At 67.9% G+C, this 19,253-nt stretch carries 19 protein-coding genes; 13 read left to right on the top strand and 6 right to left on the bottom strand.

Annotated elements, in window-relative coordinates:
- Positions 1–102: 102 nt before the first annotated feature.
- From JL101_RS31745 to JL101_RS31760, 4 genes are all read right to left on the bottom strand, one after another.
- Complete coding sequence (locus tag JL101_RS31745) at positions 103–1,416, bottom strand: TRAP transporter large permease (RefSeq protein ID WP_323374756.1); 1,314 nt, start codon at positions 1,414–1,416, stop codon at positions 103–105.
- Positions 1,416–1,937 (bottom strand): TRAP transporter small permease subunit, encoded by a 522-nt coding sequence (locus JL101_RS31750; protein WP_203099418.1) that lies wholly within the window; start codon positions 1,935–1,937, stop codon positions 1,416–1,418. Before JL101_RS31750 ends, JL101_RS31745 begins: the two co-directional genes overlap by 1 nt.
- Before the next feature lie 52 nt (positions 1,938–1,989).
- A complete protein-coding gene (locus JL101_RS31755; protein WP_203099419.1) occupies positions 1,990–3,012 on the bottom strand; it encodes a TRAP transporter substrate-binding protein in 1,023 nt (340 codons plus the stop codon).
- 244 nt (positions 3,013–3,256) lie between these two features.
- The gene (locus JL101_RS31760; RefSeq protein ID WP_203099420.1) at positions 3,257–4,285 is read right to left on the bottom strand and encodes a LacI family DNA-binding transcriptional regulator; all 1,029 of its coding nucleotides are present in this window, start codon (positions 4,283–4,285) and stop codon (positions 3,257–3,259) included.
- Between the two features lie 95 nt (positions 4,286–4,380).
- Between JL101_RS31760 and JL101_RS31765 the strand changes: the two genes are divergently transcribed.
- The 13 genes from JL101_RS31765 (at position 4,381) to JL101_RS31825 (ending at position 16,956) form a co-directional block, all read left to right on the top strand.
- A complete protein-coding gene (locus JL101_RS31765) occupies positions 4,381–5,562 on the top strand; it encodes a mandelate racemase/muconate lactonizing enzyme family protein (RefSeq protein ID WP_203099421.1) in 1,182 nt (393 codons plus the stop codon).
- A 114-nt stretch (positions 5,563–5,676) separates the two neighbouring features.
- Positions 5,677–6,849: a galactonate dehydratase gene (gene dgoD / locus JL101_RS31770; RefSeq protein WP_203099422.1), complete on the top strand. Its 1,173-nt coding sequence runs from the start codon at positions 5,677–5,679 to the stop codon at positions 6,847–6,849.
- Between the two features lie 52 nt (positions 6,850–6,901).
- A complete protein-coding gene (locus JL101_RS31775) occupies positions 6,902–7,816 on the top strand; it encodes a dihydrodipicolinate synthase family protein (RefSeq protein WP_203099423.1) in 915 nt (304 codons plus the stop codon).
- 383 nt (positions 7,817–8,199) lie between these two features.
- Complete coding sequence (phnG, locus tag JL101_RS31780) at positions 8,200–8,706, top strand: phosphonate C-P lyase system protein PhnG (protein ID WP_203099424.1); 507 nt, start codon at positions 8,200–8,202, stop codon at positions 8,704–8,706.
- Positions 8,706–9,341 (top strand): phosphonate C-P lyase system protein PhnH, encoded by a 636-nt coding sequence (gene phnH, locus JL101_RS31785; protein ID WP_203099425.1) that lies wholly within the window; start codon positions 8,706–8,708, stop codon positions 9,339–9,341. The genes phnG and phnH overlap by 1 nt, the downstream gene beginning before the upstream one ends.
- Before the next feature lies 1 nt (position 9,342).
- Positions 9,343–10,446, top strand: a complete 1,104-nt coding sequence (locus tag JL101_RS31790; protein ID WP_203099426.1) for a carbon-phosphorus lyase complex subunit PhnI — start codon at positions 9,343–9,345, stop codon at positions 10,444–10,446.
- A complete protein-coding gene (locus tag JL101_RS31795) occupies positions 10,443–11,333 on the top strand; it encodes an alpha-D-ribose 1-methylphosphonate 5-phosphate C-P-lyase PhnJ (RefSeq protein ID WP_203099427.1) in 891 nt (296 codons plus the stop codon). Before JL101_RS31790 ends, JL101_RS31795 begins: the two co-directional genes overlap by 4 nt.
- Positions 11,330–12,106: a phosphonate C-P lyase system protein PhnK gene (gene phnK / locus JL101_RS31800; RefSeq protein ID WP_228435613.1), complete on the top strand. Its 777-nt coding sequence runs from the start codon at positions 11,330–11,332 to the stop codon at positions 12,104–12,106. Before JL101_RS31795 ends, phnK begins: the two co-directional genes overlap by 4 nt.
- A gap of 2 nt (positions 12,107–12,108) precedes the next feature.
- Positions 12,109–12,855, top strand: a complete 747-nt coding sequence (gene phnL / locus JL101_RS31805; protein ID WP_203099429.1) for a phosphonate C-P lyase system protein PhnL — start codon at positions 12,109–12,111, stop codon at positions 12,853–12,855.
- A complete protein-coding gene (phnC, locus tag JL101_RS31810; RefSeq protein ID WP_203099430.1) occupies positions 12,852–13,778 on the top strand; it encodes a phosphonate ABC transporter ATP-binding protein in 927 nt (308 codons plus the stop codon). The genes phnL and phnC overlap by 4 nt, the downstream gene beginning before the upstream one ends.
- Before the next feature lie 66 nt (positions 13,779–13,844).
- Positions 13,845–14,870 carry a phosphonate ABC transporter substrate-binding protein gene (phnD, locus tag JL101_RS31815; protein WP_203099431.1) on the top strand — a complete coding sequence of 342 codons (1,026 nt, stop codon included), beginning with the start codon at positions 13,845–13,847 and terminating at the stop codon, positions 14,868–14,870.
- Positions 14,871–14,951: 81 nt separating this feature from the next.
- Positions 14,952–15,734 carry a phosphonate ABC transporter, permease protein PhnE gene (phnE, locus tag JL101_RS31820; RefSeq protein WP_203099449.1) on the top strand — a complete coding sequence of 261 codons (783 nt, stop codon included), beginning with the start codon at positions 14,952–14,954 and terminating at the stop codon, positions 15,732–15,734.
- 55 nt (positions 15,735–15,789) lie between these two features.
- Entirely contained in the window at positions 15,790–16,956 is a 1,167-nt protein-coding gene (locus JL101_RS31825; protein WP_203099432.1) for an alpha-D-ribose 1-methylphosphonate 5-triphosphate diphosphatase, read from the top strand.
- Between the two features lie 74 nt (positions 16,957–17,030).
- Here JL101_RS31825 and JL101_RS31830 read toward each other — a convergent pair whose 3' ends face one another.
- Both JL101_RS31830 and JL101_RS31835 read right to left on the bottom strand, forming a co-directional pair.
- On the bottom strand, positions 17,031–17,744 hold the full coding sequence (locus JL101_RS31830; RefSeq protein WP_228435614.1) for a nitroreductase: 714 nt from the start codon (positions 17,742–17,744) through the stop codon (positions 17,031–17,033).
- 192 nt (positions 17,745–17,936) lie between these two features.
- Positions 17,937–18,911, bottom strand: a complete 975-nt coding sequence (locus JL101_RS31835) for an adenylate/guanylate cyclase domain-containing protein (protein ID WP_203099433.1) — start codon at positions 18,909–18,911, stop codon at positions 17,937–17,939.
- Positions 18,912–19,253 lie beyond the last annotated feature (342 nt).

A 19,253-nucleotide genomic window follows, 5' to 3' on the forward strand; every position in this document is an offset into this window, starting at 1 on the left:
GGCGGTTCATCCTCAACCCCTCCCGGCGATCGGGTGACAGGCGGTTAAGCTTCAGCGCCGGGGATTCGGAGCTGCCGGGCCGGGGGGCCCGGCAGCTCTGCCTCACCCCATCAGGCTCGGAAGCAGCGTCGCGATGCCGGGAAACAGCATGACGAGCATCAGCGCCGCGATCTGGAGCAGGATGAAGGGCAGCAGGCTGCTGAAGATCGTGTGCAACTCGATCTCCGGCGGCGCGACGCTCTTCAGGTAGAAGGCCGCCGGGCCGAAGGGCGGGGTCAGGTACGACACCTGCATGTTCATGCAGAACAGCACGCCGAACCACACCGGATCGTAGCCCAGCGCCTTGATCACCGGCACGAAGATCGGCATGGTCAGCAGGCAGATGCCGATCCAGTCCATGACGAAGCCCAGCACCAGCAGGATTCCCATCATCACCAGCAGGATGCCGAACGGCGGGAGCGGAAGGTCTCCGATCGTCTGGCGCAGGTAGGTCGTGCCGCCCATGATGTTATAGATGCCGATGAAGGCGTTGGCGCCCAGGGTGAGCCAGATGATCACGCCGACCGTGATCATCGTCCGCATGGCCGACTCCCGAAGCATCCTGAAGTTCAGCTCGCCCCGGGCCGCCGCGGCGATAATGGCGCCCAACGCCCCCACGCCCGCGGACTCGGTAACCGAGGCGATGCCGCCATAGATGCTGCCCAGCACCCAGATCACCACCAGGATCGGCAGGATCAGGCCTTTCAGCAACTTCATCTTCTGCCCGAACGGGATATCCAGCTCCTCGCGCGGCGGGCGCGGGGCCAGCGCCGGGTTCAGGATGCAGCGGATCATGACATAGGCGATGTAGAACGCCGCGAGCAGCAGTCCGGGCAGCGCCGAGGCGAGGAACAGTTCGCTGATCGACACGCCGGCCGTCAGCCCGTAGACGATCAGGACGACCGACGGGGGTATCATGGTGCCGAGCGACCCCCCGGCGCAGATGATCCCGATGGCGAGCTTCCTGTCGTAGCCCAGACGCATCATCTGGGGCAACGCGATCAGGCCCAGCAGGACGATCTCCCCGCCGATGATTCCGGTCATCGCCGCCATGACCACCGCGACCAGGGTCGTCTGCACCGCGACTCCGCCCGGCAGGTTGCCGGCGAACAGGCGCATGGCGTCGTACAGGTCCCTGGCCACTCCCGACCGCTCCAGGATGCAGGCCATCAGGACGAACAGGGGGATCGCGACGAAGACGTATTCGTTGACGAAGCCATAGACGCGGCTCGCGACGAGCGGCAGCCCGGCGGGACCCAGCCAGGCCAGCGTGCAACCGATGGCGAGGCTCATCGTGATCCATGCCAGCGGCACGCCGGCGATCATCAGGCCGACCATGATGGCGACGATGAGAAGGGAAATGGTTGCGATATCCACTATGGCCCGCCTTCGCCGGGGGTCCCCTTGCCGGCCGGCGCCGCCGCGCCGCTCCCTGTGAGTTCCCGGGCCACGAGGATCAGCAGCTGAAGCAGCACGAGGATCGCCGCCACGGTGATCAGGGGCTTGATGATGGCCGGCGTCGGGGCATCCCAGGCACCGCCGGTGCGCTCGCCGATGGTGACGGCGCGCAGGCCGGACTTCCACGACGCCGCGACCAGGCCGGCCATGGCGAAGATGCCGACCAGATGGCCGAAGAGCTTCATCGCCCGTTTGACGCGCAACGGGGCGACGTCCTGGAGACTGGTCACCGCGATGTGCGCCTCGGCCTTGGTGACGGCGCCGCCGGACAGCAGGTACCCGACGGCGCACAGCAGGATGGTGAGGTCGAAGGACCAGGATGTCGGGGAATTGAGGATGTACCGCATCAGCACCTCGTAGGCGATGACCGGTACCGAAAGCATGTAGAACCACGCCACGGCCCCACCGAGGAGGTCGTTCAGCCGTTCGATCCAGCGCATGGAGATCTCCCTGGAAGGGGAGCCCGGCCTTGAGGCTGGGCGTTCGGTACGGTCAGTCCTGGAGCAGGCCGATCCCCTTCATGAACTTCACCTGCGCCGCATAGGCCTTCTCCGCCAGCGGATCGCCCTGTGCGTAGTCGCGCCACGCCTCGACCGCGATCGCGCGGAACTTGTCCCGCTCCGCCTGCGGCCAGTCCACCACGTCGATCCCCGCCGCGAGGTCGCGGGCGACGAGTTGGCGGTCGTTGATGTCGTTGCGCATGCGCAGGTCGTCGATCATCGCCCGGTACCAGACGTCGAGGATCGTCTTGTGCGAGGCGCTGAGCGCGTCGTAGGCGGCCTTGTTGACCGTGAAATGGATCAGCGGCATGGAGTGGATACCGGGATAGACCGGGTGCTGGGCGATCTTGTTGAAGCCCAGGCTGTCGTTCATCGTGTAGGTCGAGAAGTCGGCCGCGTCGACCACGCCCTTGTCGATGCCGGAGAAGGTCTCCGCCGCCGGCAGCACGACGACCGACGCGCCCGCCCGCTTGAAGACTTCCGACGCCAGACCTTCGGGTGCGCGGACCTTCTTTCCCTTGAAATCCTCGACGCTCCGGATCGGCACCTTGGCCACGAAGGCCTCGCGGGCGATCGGGCTGCATCCGATCACCTGGACAGTGCCGTCGGTGAACTTGTCGTAGGCTTCCTGAAGCAGTTCGCGGCCGCCGCCGTGATAGCAGAACATGCTGATCTGCTCGGGGCGGTCATACCCGGCGATCAGGTCGCCGAGGATGGAGAACGCCTTGTTGCGTCCGGTGAAGTAGGTGGTGGCGGTGATGTCGCCCTGCAGGATGCCCTGTCCGATGGCGTCCATGGTCTCGTTGTAGGGGACGACCGATCCGACGGGCGTCAGCTCGATCGTCAGCTTGCCGTCGGTCATCTCCGCCAGCCGGGGCAGCCAGTATTTCTCGATATCCGTATAGAAGGACTCGCCGGCGGTCATCGACGTTTGGACACGCCAGGTCTCGGCCTGGGCGGAGATCATCGTGGCCGCCAGGGCCATGACGGACGCCAGACCCGCGACGGCAAGCATGGAACACCTTGTTCTCGGCATTTTCCCCTCCCGTTATTTCTTGTCCGTGATTTGTTGCTTGCCGGCTTTGGCCGGCGCAGTTCCTCCCGCTGCTTTCCCTGCCCGACCGGATCGGGCCAGACCGATCGGGCCTATCTGATCGGGCCTATCTGGCGGCCCGGGTCAGGGACGACCGTGCCGTCCCGCCCGTTTCATCCTCAAAGATAACAATGGTAACGTCAACAATGAATATGTTGGAATGGTGTCAGCGGGAACCGCGCGGAGCCGGCCCGCAGGAGCTTCGGAGGACCACCTGCGAGGGGAGGATCACCTGCTGCGGGGCCGCGGCCTGGGCGGTGAGCCGGCGCAGCATCAGGTCGGCGGCCAGCTGGCCGATTTCGTTGAAGTCGCGGACGATGCACGTGATCTCGGGGGTACAGACCAGGGCCATGTCGTCGGTATCGATGCCGATGACGGACAGTTCGGCCGGAATGGCCCGGCCCAGGGCGCGCGATGCCAGGATCACGCCGCGCAGCAGGCGGTTGCCGTCGGCGATTATGGCGGTCGGCGGGGTCGGCCCCTCGAGCAGCGTCAGGGCCGGGACGCTGCCGGCGGCGGTCGCCGCCGAAACCTGCACGACCGTCGCGTTGGACTCCGCGATCCCGGCCTCGGCCGCGGCGGTCCTGAAGGCGGTGGACCGCTCGGTCACCGGCCGGATGCGCAGCTCGGGCACCAGGAGGGCAATGCGTCGATGGCCGAGCTGGATCAGATAGCGCACGACTTCGCGCATCGCCGTGGCATGGTCGCAGATCACGGAATCGACCTCGGCGTTCAGCGGCAATGTCCGGTCGAGCACCACCACGGGCGTCTTGAAGCGGCGCAGGGTGGTCAGCAACTCCGGGTCCGCCTCGTCGGATACGTACAGGACGACGCCGTCCACCTGCCTGGTCTGAAGCGACGCCAGCGCCTTCGCCTCGCGCACCGGGTTGAGCGCGCTGCTGGCCAAGAGCATGCCGAAGCCGGCTTCCGCCAGCCGCCGTTCGGCGGCCTGGGCAACGGCGGCGTTCGGATAGTTGGTCAGGTCGGGCACCAGGAAACCGATCGTGCCGGTCAGGTTGGTCCGCATCGCCCGCGCCGCGAGGTTGGGCAGGTATCCCAGGGTGCGCATCGCTTCCTCCACGCGCAGGCGGGTGTCGGGATGGACCAGCCCGGAACCGTTCGCCACCCGGGACACAGTGATGTTGGAGACGCCGGCCGCCTTGGCCACGTCCTTCAAAGTCGGGCGGTTCTGCATCCGGAAAAAGTCGCTTCTCGATGGTGGGCAACCGGCAGGAAACGTTCGAAGCCGATCCTGCGGATAGCCGGCATTCAACAGCAAGGGTAAAGGCGATGCAAATCGAAGCGGTGGATTTCTTCTATGTCAAGATGCCCGACGTGACGACGGAGGGCGACGGCAGCCAGGACGCGCTGCTCGTCAGGGTCGCGGCCGGAGGTTATGTCGGATGGGGCGAATGCGAAGCGGCGCCGCTGGTCTCCATCGCCAGCCTCGTCTGCCCGCGCAGCCACGGCGCCTGCCAGCCGGTCATCGCCTCCGTCCTGGGTCAGGCGTTCGACACGGCCGCCGACATCGCCCGCATCGCCCGGCTGGTGAAGCGCAACAGCCTGGACCTGCTGCAGACCGACCACACGCTGTCGGGGATCGAGATCGCCCTGTGGGACCTGCTCGGCAAGCGCCGCCAGGAGCCGGTCTGGCGTCTCCTGGGGTACGACCGCGCCTATGCCAAGAAGCCCTATGCTTCCGTGCTGTTCGGCGACACGCCGGAGGAAACCCTGGAGAAGGCCCGCGGCATCCGGGCCCGGAACTTCAAGGCCGCCAAGTTCGGTTGGGGTCCCTATGGTACCGGATCGGTCGACGCGGACCGCGACCAGGTCCACGCCGCGCGGGAGGGGCTGGGTCCGGACGGCATCCTGCTGATCGATGCCGGAACGGTTTGGGAGGACGACGTCCAGGCCGCCGCTGCCAGGCTTCCGGCACTCGCCGAAGCGGGGGCGACGTGGCTGGAGGAACCCTTCGTCTCCGGCGCGATCGAGGCCTATGCGGCGCTTGCCCGGCAGTCGCCGGTCCGTCTCGCCGGCGGCGAGGGGTGCCATGACGTTCACATGGCCCGCCACATGATCGATGGCGCCGGCCTCGGCTTCGTCCAGATCGACACAGGACGTATCGGCGGCATCGGCCCGGCCTTCGAGGTCGCGCGTCACGCCGCGGCCAGGGGCGTGACCTTCGTGAATCACACCTTCACGTCCAACCTCGCGCTCAGCGCGTCGCTCCAGCCGTTCGCGGGACTGGCCGGCCATGAGATCTGCGAGTACCCGATCGAAACCAAGCCGGTCGCGCGCGACCTGACCGTGGAACGGCTGGTTCCCGATGCGGACGGGATGATCAGGCTGCCCGACCGGCCCGGCCTGGGCATGACGATCGACTTCGAGACCGTGCGCCGCTATCTGGTCGAGGTGCGCATCGAGGTGGACGGCGCGACGCTCTACGAGACGCCGCCGGTGCCGGCGGGCTGATCCGCCGGGCGCTTGCCGTCCGGCCGAGCTTATGGTTACGTTATCATCAAGAATATCATACCGGACGGCGCAGCCTCCCGGAGGCTGCGATCGGGACCGGGGCGGGAGGACCAGATGAAGATCATCGACGTGACCACGACCGTGGTGAACGCGGAGATGCGGAACTGGGTGTTCGTGAAGATCGCCACCGACCAGGGCCTGCACGGCTGGGGCGAGGCGACCCTGGAGTGGAAGACCCGGGCCGTGGTCGGCGCCATCGAGGACCTGAAGCCCATTCTGCTGGGCCGCGATCCCCGCGATATCCGGCAGAATGTCCGAGCGCTGGTCAAGCACGGCTTCTGGAAGGTCGGCGCCATCGGCATGACCGCGATCAGCGGCCTGGAACATGCTATGTGGGACATCTTCGGCAAGTCGGCCGGGCTGCCGGTCTGGCGCCTGCTGGGCGGCAGGGTGCGCGACCGGGTGCGCATATACACCCATCTCGGTCTGGGCGACATGCGCGCCGTCTATGGCGCGCTGGAAGCGGACCGGCTCGCTGAATCTGCCGCCAGCCTCGTCGCGCTGGGCTATACGGCGTTCAAGGTCGTGCTCTCGCCCTATACCCACCATACCGCCACGGGCGAGGGGCTTCGGCTGGTCGAAACGACCATGGCGGCCTTGCGCAGGACGGTCGGCGACGATGTCGAGATCATGCTCGACTTCCATGGCCGACCGGCGTCGGCGAAGGCGGCGCTGCAATATGTGCGGGCGGTCGAGCCGTTCCGGCCGATGTTCGTCGAGGAGCCGATCCAGCCGGGCGACGTCCAGTCCCTGGCCGAGATCAGGCGGGCCGCCGCCTGTCCGATCGCGACCGGAGAGCGCCTGATCGGCCATGACGAGTTCGAGCCTGTCATCGCCGCCCGGGCGGTCGATATCGTCCAGCCCGACCTGAACCATTGCGGCGGCCTGCTCGAAGCGCAGGCCATAGCCGCCGCCGCATCGGTCGCCGGTATCGGCGTGGCGCCGCACAATCCCAACGGCCCGATCGCCGCCGCAGCGGCCCTGCATTTCGCCGTCGCCACGCCCAACCACGTGATCCAGGAAGTCATGGACAAGTCCGTTCCCTGGTACGACGAGGTGCTGGTGCGGACTCCCGTACGGCGCGAGGGCGCCTGGTGGCTTGTGCCGGACGCCCCGGGCTTGGGCATCGAGGTCGACGAGGAGGCGGCAGCCCGCCATCCCTTCGAGCAGGAAGTCTTCGCATCCCTGGAGGCCGTGATGGACGACGGCACCATCGTCGACTGGTGATCCGCCGCCGCATCTTTGCGCCGATCGCCAGTCCGTCGCCAGAGGAGTCGCCATGTCCGCCAGCCCAGGGGCCGGTCCCAGTACGCTCGCCGGCATCCACCCGATCCTGTATGCCTTCTTCAACGCCGACGGCACGCTCGACCGGGGAGCGATGCGCCGTCAGGTCGACGCCCTGATCGCGATGGGCGCGCACGGCATCGCCGTGCTGGGACTGGCGACGGAGGTCCGCAGCCTGACGCCCGCCGAACGCCGCATGCTGATGGACTGGACCGCCGAGGATGTCGGCGGCCGGGTTCCCCTGGCGGTGACCATCTTCGAGCCCACGGCCGAGGCTCAGATCGCGGCGGCGCGCCATGCCCGCTCGGTCGGGGCGGACTGGCTGATCCTCCAGCCGCCGCCGGGTGGCGGCACGCCCGAGGACGACCTGGTCGATTTCTTCAGCACGGTCGGATCGGCCGTCGAACTGCCGTTCGCCATCCAGAACGCGCCCGAATATCTGGGGGTCGGGCTGACCGCGCCGGGGCTGCGGACTTTGGCGTCGAGATGCCCGCAGTTCCGCCTGCTGAAGGGCGAAGCGTCGGCCGTCGCCATCGCCGCCCTGATCGGGGACACCGGGGATCGGCTCACCGTCTTCAACGGCCGGGGCGGGTTGGAGATCGTCGACAATCTCGCGGCCGGCTGTGCCGGCATCATCCCGGCCCCGGACGTCGCCGATCGCCTGATCGGGATCCATGCCGCCTTCGCGGCCGGCGACGAGCACGGAGCGAGGGAACGCTATGCCGAGATCCTTCCGCTGATCGTCTTCGTCATGCAATCGATCGACAGCCTGCTGACCTACGGCAAGCTGCTTGCCGCCCGGCGGCTCGGCCTGCACGACCCGGTCCAGCGGAACCCGGCGTTGAAGCCGACCGCCTTCGGCCTGGCCTGCCTGGATCGCTGGGCCGGCCGGTTCGGGCGGTTCGGGTAAGAGCGCTTAAGAGGGGAGTTGAGGTGAAGGCAAGCCAAATTCGAGCGACGGGCGGGCATGAGGATCGAGGCTGATCCGTCGTTGTTCTGGTAAGGAGTGTGGCGAATTCCAGGAGAACGCGCGGCGGCGGGCAAACCCTGCCTTGCCGATCCAGCGCCGGACCGTTTCGCACGCAACATCCAGCCTCGCTCGGCCAGCGGAATTCCACTGATTCCGAGGTTTGGATCGGGCGTCACGGTAATTCCGCCGTATGCAGTCTTTACTTTTGAGTCACGTGACCGTCATCAGTATGTCACTCGCAGACGTCAATATGCATCACACCGGAATAATTGTCTAGATGAATAGACAATTTGTTCAAAGCCAGCCGTTTCCGAGAGTGATGCATGGGTCAGAGCGGGATATCAGAACGAACCGATGGGCTTGGTTCCGAAGGGCCGGTTCCCGCGGAAACCGTCGGCCGGCAGCGTGCCATCACCGCGTTCGCGAGCGCTTCGGGAGCTTGGCTCGACAACGCTCTGACGAAGCTCGGCGACGCGATCCCGGAGGCCCTGCCCGTGCGTGGTCCGGAAGTCGGGCTGATCATGCTGCGCGGGCGCATCGGCGGCGGCGGATCTCCCTTCAACCTTGGCGAGGCCACGGTCACCAGGGCCAGCGTGCGGCTGTCCAGCGGCGAAGTCGGGCACGCCATCGTGCTGGGCCGGGACACGGCCAAGGCCAGCCTTGCGGCACACCTGGACGCCCTTTGGCAGCGGGATGACTGGCGCGGCCGGATCGAGGCAAACGTCGTGGAACCCGCCATCGCGGCGGAAGCCGCCGCCGACCGGGTGCTCGCGGAAGAGACTGCGGCTACCCGCGTGGACTTCTTCACCATGGCCCGGGGCGAGGACTGATGGCGGAGCGATTTCCCGATGCCCCGTCATCCGGAGCGGCCGATACGGCTGTCCAGGGCGGGTTCCACGATCCGGTGTTCGGTTCCCAGGCGGTCTTCGCCGCCGTCATGAACGCTTTCGCCAATCCCGGCACGATCGCCGTCCTCGACTCCCGGATGGGTGCGCCGGCCGCGCTGGCACCGGCGGCAGCCGCCGTCGTCGCCGCGCTGGCCGATGGCGACACGCCGGTCTATCTGGACGAGCGCCTGCGCGAGGCGCCCGGTCTGGCCGGCTGGATCGCATTCCATACCGGCGCGCGTCTGACCCGCGACGCGGAGGCCTGCGCTTTCGCGATCCTCGGCGGCGGTCCCTGCCCGTCCGTGCCGGACGGTTTCGCCATCGGCACGGCGGAACATCCAGACCGGTCCGCGACCCTGCTCGTCACGGTTTCGGCATTGGACGGCGGGGCTCCCCTGCCTCTGTCCGGTCCCGGCATCGACGGTGAGCGGCGGATAGCGCCCCGGGGGCTGCCCGACGGTTTCGCCGCCGCCTGGGCGCGCAACAACGCGCTTTTCCCGCGCGGCGTCGATGTGCTGCTGGTCTGCGGCGGCGCCGCGACGGCACTGCCGCGCACCACCCGCATCCGGAGCATCTGACATGTATGTGGCCGTCAAGGGCGGCGAGGCCGCCATCGGGAAGGCCCATCGGCTCCTGGCCGACCGCCGCCGGGGCGACAGGGATGTGCCGGCACTCGGTCTCGACCAGATCAAGGGCCAGCTGTCGCTGGCCGTGGACCGGGTGATGGCCGAAGGCTCGCTGTACGATCCCGATCTAGCCGCGATGGCCCTCAGGCAGGCGCGCGGCGACATGATCGAGGCGATCTTCCTGCTGCGCGCCTACCGCAACACCCTGCCCCGGTTCGCGGCGTCGCTGCCGGCCGATACCTCCGCGATCCGGGTCGAGCGGCGCGTCTCCGCGATATACAAGGACCTGCCAGGCGGCCAGCTTCTGGGACCGACCTTCGACTATACCCACCGGCTGATCGACCCGGCCATGGCCGGCGATGAACCGGTCGAGCCGCCGGAACGCCGCACCGATCGCCTATCGAGCGAGCCATGCCCGAGGGTGAGCGACATCCTCGACGGCGAGGGGCTGGTCGAGCGGGACGACAGCGCCCCCGACGGCGAAGCCGAACCTTCCGACCTGACCCGCGACGCCGTCGCCTTCCCGCTGGGCCGGGACCTGCGGCTCCAGGCCTTGGCGCGCGGCGACGAGGGGTTCCTGCTGGCTTTGGCCTATTCGACCCAGCGCGGCTACGGGCGCACCCATCCCTTCGTCGGCGAGGTCCGCATCGGGCTGGTGGACATCGAGGTCGAGGTACCGGAGCTTGGATTTCCCGTCCGGATCGGGCGGGTCCGCCTGACCGAATGCCAGATGATCAACCAGTTCAAGGGCTCCAGGACGGAACCGCCGCAGTTCACCCGTGGCTACGGCCTTGTCCTCGGCCAGTCGGAGCGCAAGGCCATGGCGATGGCGCTGGTCGACCGGTCGCTGCGCGCCGACGAGTTCGGCGAGGAACGCACGGCCCCGGCCCAGGACGAGGAATTCGTGGTCGCCCACTGCGACAATATCCAGGCGACCGGCTTCGTCGAGCACCTGAAGCTGCCCCACTACGTCGATTTCCAGGCGGAGCTGGAGCTGGTGCGCCGGATGCGCGCCGAAGCCGAAGCCGGAGAATCCGGGCGGGAGGCGGCGGAATGACCGGGCCCGTGCTTCCCGCCTACAACTTCGCCTATCTGGACGAGCAGACCAAGCGAATGATCCGTCGCGCGATCCTGAAGGCCATCGCGATCCCCGGATACCAGGTCCCGTTCGCCTCTCGCGAGATGCCGATGCCCTATGGCTGGGGCACCGGCGGGGTCCAGGTCACGGCGGCGATCCTGGGACCGGACGACGTCCTGAAGGTGATCGACCAAGGGGCAGACGACACCACCAACGCCGTGTCGATCCGCGCGTTCTTCGCCCGCACCGCCGGCATCCGGACGACCACCCGCACGGCCGAGGCGACGATCATCCAGACCCGCCACCGGGTCCCGGAAACGCCGTTGCGGACGGGCCAGACCATCGTCTTCCAGGTTCCGATCCCGGAGCCGCTGCGCTTCCTGGAACCGCGCGAGACGGAGACGCGGGTGATGCACGCGCTTGAGGAATACGGACTGGTCCACGTCAAGCTGTACGAGGACATCGCGACCCACGGCCATATCTCGACCGCCTACGCCTATCCGGTCAAGGTCGAGGGTCGCTACGTGATGGACCCGTCGCCGATCCCCAAGTTCGACAATCCCAAGCTCGACCGGTCGCCGGCGCTCCAGCTCTTCGGGGCCGGGCGGGAACAGCGCATCTATGCCCTGCCGCCCCACACCAGCGTCGTCAGCCTGGATTTCGAGGATCACCCGTTCCGGGTCGAGAGCTTCGACTTCCCCTGTGCCCTGTGCGGCGGCTCCGGCGTCTACCTGGACGAGATCGTGACCGACGACCGGGGCGGACGGATGTTCGTCTGCTCCGACACCGACCACTGCGAAGCCCGCCGGGCCGGCGGACATGCCGGAACCGGACTGCCTGTGACTTCGGCCGGGGAGACGCCGTGATGGAAGGCCCTATCCTGGAGGTGCGGCGCCTGACCAAGGACCATGGCGGTGGCCGGGGCTGCCGGGACGTCTCGTTCGACCTCTGGCCCGGCGAGGTGCTGGCGGTCGTCGGCGAGTCCGGGTCAGGCAAGACGACGCTGCTGAACTGCGTTTCGGCCAGGATTGAGCGTTCTTCCGGGTCGGTCCGCTACCGGCTGCGCGACGGCGCGTTGCGGGACCTCGCCGAGTTGACCGAGGCGGAGCGCCGCTTCCTTATGCGGACCGACTGGGGCTTCGTCCACCAGAACCCGGCGGACGGCCTGCGCATGCGCGTGTCGGCCGGCGCGAACGTCGGCGAGCGGCTGATGGCGGTCGGCCAGCGGCATTACGGCGCCATCCGCGATACCGCCGGGGACTGGCTGGAGCGGGTGGAGATCGAGGCCGGGCGAATCGACGACCGTCCCACCGGCTTCTCCGGCGGCATGCGCCAGCGCCTCCAGATCGCCCGCAACCTGGTGACCCACCCGCGCCTGATGTTCATGGACGAGCCGACCGGCGGCCTCGACGTCTCGGTCCAGGCGCGGGTGCTCGACCTGCTGCGCCGGCTGGTGTCCGACATGGGCCTCGCCGTCGTGATCGTCACCCATGACCTGGCGGTCGCCCGGCTGCTGTCGCAGCGGATGATCGTGATGAAGGACGGACGGGTGATCGAGCACGGCCTGACCGACCGGGTGCTGGACGATCCGCACCACGCCTATACCCAGCTTCTCGTCGCCTCGATCCCGGAGTCATGACCATGCCGTTCGAATCCTTCGGCGACAGCGGCCGGGCGCGGCCGGTCGTCCTGCGGGTGACCGGTGTCGCCAAGTCGTTCACCATGCATCTGCGCGGCGGCCTCTGCCTTCCCGTGGTCCGGGGCGTCTCGTTCGACCTGGCCGCCGGCGAATGCGCCGTGCTGGGCGGGCCGTCGGGCGTCGGCAAGTCCTCGATCCTGCGCATGGTCTACGGCAACTACGCGGTGGATGCCGGCGAGATCCTGGTCCGGTCGAGCCGCAGCGGCGGCTTCGTCGATCTCGCGGCGGGCGATGCGCGCACGGTCCTGGGCCTGCGGCTTAACGAGATCGGCTATGTCAGCCAGTTCCTGCGGGCGGTGCCGCGCGTTTCAGCCCTCGACGTGGTGGCCGAGCCCCTGACGTCGCGCGGCGTGCCGCCGGACGAGGCCCGCCTGCGGGCGGCCGAGTTGCTGGGCCGGCTCAACCTGCCGCCGGCCCTGTGCGACCTGCCGCCGGCCACATTTTCCGGCGGCGAGAAGCAGCGGGTCAACATTGCCCGGGGCTTCATCACCGATCACCCGATCCTGCTGCTGGACGAGCCGACGGCGTCGCTGGACGACGCGAACCGCGCCGTCGTCACCGCCATGATCCGCGAGAAGCAGGCGGCGGGAACGGCGATCCTCGGCATCTTCCACGACGAGGCGGTCCGCGCCCAAGTCGCCACCCGCGTCATCGACGTATCCCGCTTTTCCGCCCGGAGGGCAGCATGACGACCTGGACGAACAGTTTCGACAGCGCCGGAGACGCGGCAGGCTCCCATGGATACCAGCGATCCGGGCATGCCGCCCGATCCCAACAGCCGGGCGAGGGCGTTCCGGCCGCCGTCACCGTGCGCGGCCTGTCGAAGAGCTACGGCAGGACCAGGGCTCTCCGCGACGTCGCCGTGACGATCCGGCCCGGCGAGATGGTGGCGCTGATCGGCGCGTCCGGTTCCGGCAAGAGCACGCTGATCCGGCACATCGCCGGGCTGGAGATCGCCGATCCCGGACAGGGCCGCATCGAGGTGTTCGGCGGCCTTGTCCAGCACGACGGCAGGTTCGGGCCGCAGGCCCGCGCGATCCGCCGCGACGTCGCCGTGATCTTCCAGCAATTCAACCTGGTCGGCCGGCTGTCGGTGATGACCAACGTGATGATCGGTCATCTCGGCCGCGTCCCCGGCTGGCGCGGCACCCTGGGCCTGTTCACCCGGCCCGAGCGCGACGCGGCGCGCGGGGCGCTTGCCCGCGTCGGCATCCCTCAGGTTTGCCATCAGCGCGCCTCGACCCTGTCGGGCGGTCAGCAGCAGCGCGCGGCGATCGCCCGCACGCTGGTCCAACGATCGAAGATCCTGATCGCGGACGAGCCGATATCGGCGCTCGATCCGGCGTCGGCCCGGCGCGTGATGAACATCCTGGCGCAGATCAACCGCGAGGACGGGATCAGCATCCTCGTGTCGCTCCACCAGGTCGAGTACGCGCGCCGCTACTGTCCCCGGACGATCGCCATGCGCGACGGCAGGATCGTCTATGACGGCCCGTCCACCGCACTGACCAACGCCTTCCTGTCCGACCTCTACGGGGAATCCTCGGAAGAGCTGGTCCTGTTCGACGACCCGGCGGACGCCATGCCGCCCGGCAAGACCGCCTTGGCCTGATCCCCGATCCCTCATCCCCGACCACGGACTCGATTACCCAAATTCACCGGAAACCGGAGAACAACGATGAGCATCAACCACCGCGGCATCAGGGCGCTCCCGCTCGCGGCCTTTCTCGCAACCACCGTAGCTGCCGCCGCCGTCACGACCGGTGCGGCACGGGCTGCGGAAGCAATCAACTTCGGCATCATCTCGACCGAATCCCAATCCAACCTGCGCAAGGCTTGGGAACCGCTGCTGGCCGACATGACCAAGCGGACGGGACTGGAGGTCAAGCCGTTCTTCGCGTCCGACTATGCGGGCGTGATCGAAGGCATGCGCTTCGGCAAGGTCCAGGTGGCGTGGTACGGCAACAAGTCGGCGATGGAGGCGGTCGACCGGGCCGACGGCGAGGTCTTCGCGCAGTCGGTCGACGTCTCCGGCAATCCCGGCTACTGGTCGATTGTCGTGACGCCGAAGAACTCCGCGCTCGACAGCCTCGACGATCTGCTCACATGCGACAAGTCGCTCAATTTCGGGATCGGCGATCCCAACTCGACTTCGGGCTATCTGGTGCCGATGACCTTCATCTTCGCCGCGAAGAAGATCGATCCCAAGCAGTGCTTCCAGCGCGTCGTCAACGCCAACCACGAAACGAACCTGATGGCCGCGGCCAACGGACAGGTCGATGCCTCCGTGGCCAATACCGAGTCCCTGGCCGCGATCGAGAAGAACAATCCGGCCGCCTTCCAGAAGATCAAGGTGATCTGGAAGTCGCCGCTGATTCCCGCCGACCCGCTGGTCTGGCGCAAGGACCTGAGCGCCGACGCCAAGGAGAAGATCAAGACGTTCTTCCTGACCTATGGAACCGACAAATCGACGGGCGATGTCGCGGCCGAGAAGAAGGTGCTTCAGGACCTGGCCTGGGCGCCGTTCCGCGCCTCGACCGACGATCAGCTCCTGCCGATCCGCGTCATGGAGCTGACCCGCCGGATCGCCCAGGTCGAGGCCGACCAGGGTATGGCGGCCGACGCCAGGGCGGCGGAGCTGTCCAGGCTGAACGCGGAGAAGGCCGGTTACGAGAGCCGGATGGCCGCAGGGCAGCAGGGCTGACGGACAAGCCCGGCGCATCCGGAGCAGGACGTGAAAGAGGTTACCATGAGCAACGCCGCTCGAGACGAAGACCGCGCCGGCATGCCCGACGCCGTCCGCCGCGACTGGAGCCGGGCGGTATCCGGCCCGCTGCTGTGGCTCGCCCTTGCGGGGATCCTGCTCTGGAGCTGGGCGCCGGCGGAGATGGGGCGGTGGACCTACCTGTTCACCGATGCCGGGAACATGGCGGAATACGCATCCGGCTTCGCCCGCCCCGATTTCTCGGAATGGCGCTACTACGTCGAGGAGATGGTGATAACCATCCAGATCGCGGTCTGGGGCACCTTCCTGGCGATCGTGTTCGCCATCCCCTTCGGCATCCTGTCGGCCCACAACATGAGCCGCTGGTACGTCCTGCAACCGGTCCGCCGGCTGATGGACCTGTTCCGCGCCATCCACGAGATCGTCTTCGCAGTGCTGTTCGTCGTGGCGGTCGGGCTGGGGCCGTTCGCCGGCGTGATGGCGCTGTTCGTCCACACCACGGGCGTCCTGGCGAAGCTGTTCTCCGAAGCGGTCGAGGCGGTCGACCCGCGCCCGGTGGAGGCTATCCGGACGACGGGGGCCTCGAAGCTTCAGGAAATCGTCTACGGCGTGATCCCCCAGGTTCTCCCTTTGTGGATCTCGTTCTCGCTCTACCGCTTCGAGTCCAACGTCCGCTCGGCCACGGTGCTCGGCATCATCGGCGCCGGCGGCATCGGACAGGTGATGTTCGAGACCATCCGAGGCTTCTACTATCCCCAGGCGGCGGCGATCCTGGCCATCGTGATCGTCACGGTGTCGGTGACCGACATCCTGTCGCAGCAGATCCGCAAGCTGGTGATCTGACCACAATCCCCCCTCCCGGAAAGCAGCCGGTGAAGACACCGGCGAACGAGGCGACATGTCCCACGGACAGCCAGAAGAACAGATTTTCCGGAACGCCCGGATCGTCCTGCGCGACGAGGTCGTGACCGGTTCGGTGCGTCTGCGCCGCGGCTGGATCGAGGAGATATGCCCAGGTCCCATCGCCACCGGCCATCATCGGGCCGGCGAGGACCTGGAAGGCGATTTCCTGATCCCCGGCCTGGTCGAACTGCACACCGACCATATCGAGGGACACTTCCTGCCGCGCCCGAGGGTGCGCTGGAACATGACCGCCGCCGTGCAGGCCCATGACAACCAGATCGCGGCATCCGGCATAACCACCGTGTTCGACGCGCTCCGCGTCGGCGAGGACGAGAATGCCGATTTCGCCCCGGCCGACGTCGGCGATCTGGCCCAGACGATTTCCGACTGCGTGGCGGAAGGACGCCTGCGCGCCGATCATTTCCTCCATATCCGCTGCGAGGTGTCCTCTCCCGACGTGGTCGACGGTTTCGAGCGGATCGGCGACAATCCGCTGATCCGGCTCGCGTCGCTGATGGATCATGCGCCAGGCCAGCGGCAATTCGTCGATCCCACCGCCTACAAGACCTATTATCAGCGCAAGATGAAGCTCAGCGACGCCGAATTCGCCGAGTTCTCGCGCCGGCGGCTGGCGGAATCCGAGGAGAATGCCGATCGGAACCGGATCGTCCTGGCGGCGCGCTGCCACGCGGCCGGCATCAGCGTCGCGTCGCACGACGACGCGACCGCCGACCATGTCGCCGAGGCCGTCCGGCTTGGCATCTCCCTAGCCGAGTTTCCGACCACGGTCGAGGCCGCCCGGCTCAGCCATGCCGCCGGGCTCAAGGTCCTGATGGGAGCGCCCAACATCGTCCGGGGAGGATCGCATTCCGGCAATATCGGCGCCGCCGGGCTGCTCTCCGCCGGCGTCCTCGACATCCTGTCGTCGGATTACGTGCCCTTCGGCCTGCTGCAGGCGGCATTCCAACTCGCCGATGAGGGACTGGCCGATTTGCCCCGCGCGATCCGTCTGGTCTCGACCAACCCCGCCGAGGCCACAAGGCTGGCGGACCGGGGCGAGATCGCCACGGGACGCCGGGGCGACCTCGTGAGGGTCGCGGCCGTTCCGGCCAAACCGCCGATCGTCCGGTGCGTCTGGCGGGCGGGAAACCGCGTCGCCTGACGGACGGCCCGATCGGACGGTTTCTACCCGCTCCGCGGCACGGCCGATCGCCCTCCCGGGATCCAGGTGAAATGTCAGCGGTCGTGGAATCTGGTGAAAGCGGCGACCGGCTCACGCTCCGCGGCCAACCGATTGGTCGGCTCGTCGGGATCGGCGACACCAAGCGCCATGCCGCACAGCACGAGTTCGGTGTCGGGGATCCCGAGCTGGCGGCGGAGCACGGCGGGATAGTTGGCGAGTGCCGCCTGTGGGCACGTGTCGAGCCCATGCCCGCGCGCCGCTATCATGATGTTCTGCAGGAACGTCCCGAAGTCGAGCCAACTCCCCTGGCCGAGGTCCCGGTCGATGGTGAAGATCATCCCGACCGGTGCGCCGAAGAAGGCGTAATTTCGGCCGCGCTGGCGTGCCGACCCCTCGCGGTCGCCCCTGGCCACCCCGGCGAGGGCGAACAGGTTCCAGCCGAGCGCGCGGCGCCTGTCCAGATAGGGTGCCCGCCAGTCGCGCGGGTAATAGTCGTATTCCCGAGCCTCCGGAGCTCCGCTCTCATGGAGGCCGATCAGTTCCGCCTTCAGGCGCTCCAGTGCCGGTCCCGACAGCACATGCACCTTCCAGGGCTGCATGTTGCTGCCGCTCGGCGCGCGGCTGGCCACTTCCAGGAGCCGTTCGACCGTCTCGCGGCCGACCGGCGTCGGCAGGAAGCCGCGCACGCTGCGCCGGGTGACGATCGCTGTCTCGACCGCCGTCCGCATGATCTCCGGATCGATATCCCGCATATTCCGTACCGTCATTGCGAAGAGTCCCCCGAGGGATGCCACCAGAACCAGCATCAGGAAGCTCGCCGCATACCCTGGGAAAGCGTCGTGGGCAAGCGACAGGGAGAGGAGCCGGCGACGACGCCCAGGAAAGCGAAGGACATGACCCCGCCCGTCGTCGTACCGATCGGGGCGGCGCAGACGCTGGTGGGGAACCAGGGCAGCGAGTCATAGGGTTGTGCCCGGAGCCCCGTCGCGAGTCCGACAGCAATCGGGTGAGCGGAGATGCGCGGCGGCGGATCCTGCCCCCGGGCACTGCCTTCCAAGGAACACTCCGCTTGGCAGAGCCCGGTCGGAATTTCGGATGTCGGCGGGGTTGCCCATGGCGAAAGTCGGATCGCGCGCCTCCCCCGCAGGTTCGGAACGGCGTGCCGGGCCGGCGATCAGGTACTCGCTCAAGCGGTCAGCGAGATAGGCATGACCGGTCCGGCCGCCGAGTGTGGCGAAGGGCAACGCCGCGACGGAAGCTATGCCGTCCGCGGTGCGCTCGCCTCGCGACGGTAGCTCCGCGATCCAGCGCGCGCCCCGACCGAGGTTTCCCATCGCTCCTGCGGACAGAACCGCGAGGACGACCGCCGCAGCCGCGGTCATGACCATGGACCGCTGGGTCGGCAGGCGCTGCCATGGTGAGCGGGGCCGGTTCCCGACCGTGCCCGCCGCGACGACCTCGTAGACGTCGATCCCCACGGACATGTTCTTCGCCACCTTGCGTCCGAGAGACCGGAAAGCCCAGTTGGCCGACGGCTCCGCGCTGCGGCGGACGGCATCGCTGACATAGATCGATCCCGGTCTCGCCATCGATTCCAGCCGCGCCGCGACGTTGACGCTGTTGCCATAGGTATCGTCATTCTCTTCGATGACGTCGCCGACATTGACGCCGATGCGCAGATCGAAACGGCAGGACGCCAAGGCAAGTTGGATCTGCTCGGCCGCTTCCAGGGCTTCGTGGGCGCTGGCGAAGGAGGCAAGGAAACCGTCGCCGGTCTGCTTGAAGATGCGGCCCTGGTTCCGCGCGACCGCCGGGTCGACGATATCGTCGAACAGCGAGCGGAGATCCCGATATGTCGCGGTCTCGTCCCTGGCCATCATACGACTGAAACCGACGACATCTCCCGCCAGGATCGCTGCGAGCTTGCGCCTCATGTTCGGAACTCCGGCCGTTCTTCCTCAAGGCTGCCGGACAATGCCGGCACGGTCGCATCGATGGGTCGACGCCGGCGGACCGCCGGGCAGCGCGCACGGAGGGCTGCGGCCGATGCACGCCCTGACGGCGCGACCGCCCGGCCATTCCGATCGGAGTCGGGGCGCGCCGGAAGGAAGGCGGGCGTCCCTGGCATGCTGTGGGGATCCATCGGGATCGGCTCCGGACAAAGTTGGCTTGGGAAGTCGGCTCAACCCGCCGCTCATGGCGGCATGGCGTCACCGGGCATTGCGTTGCACGGACCCCGGGCTGCCCCGGGTTTCGCCGCGTGCCCCCCGGTGCTC

The sequence above is a fragment of the Skermanella rosea genome (assembly GCF_016806835.2).
In the GTDB taxonomy this organism is placed as follows: domain Bacteria; phylum Pseudomonadota; class Alphaproteobacteria; order Azospirillales; family Azospirillaceae; genus Skermanella; species Skermanella rosea.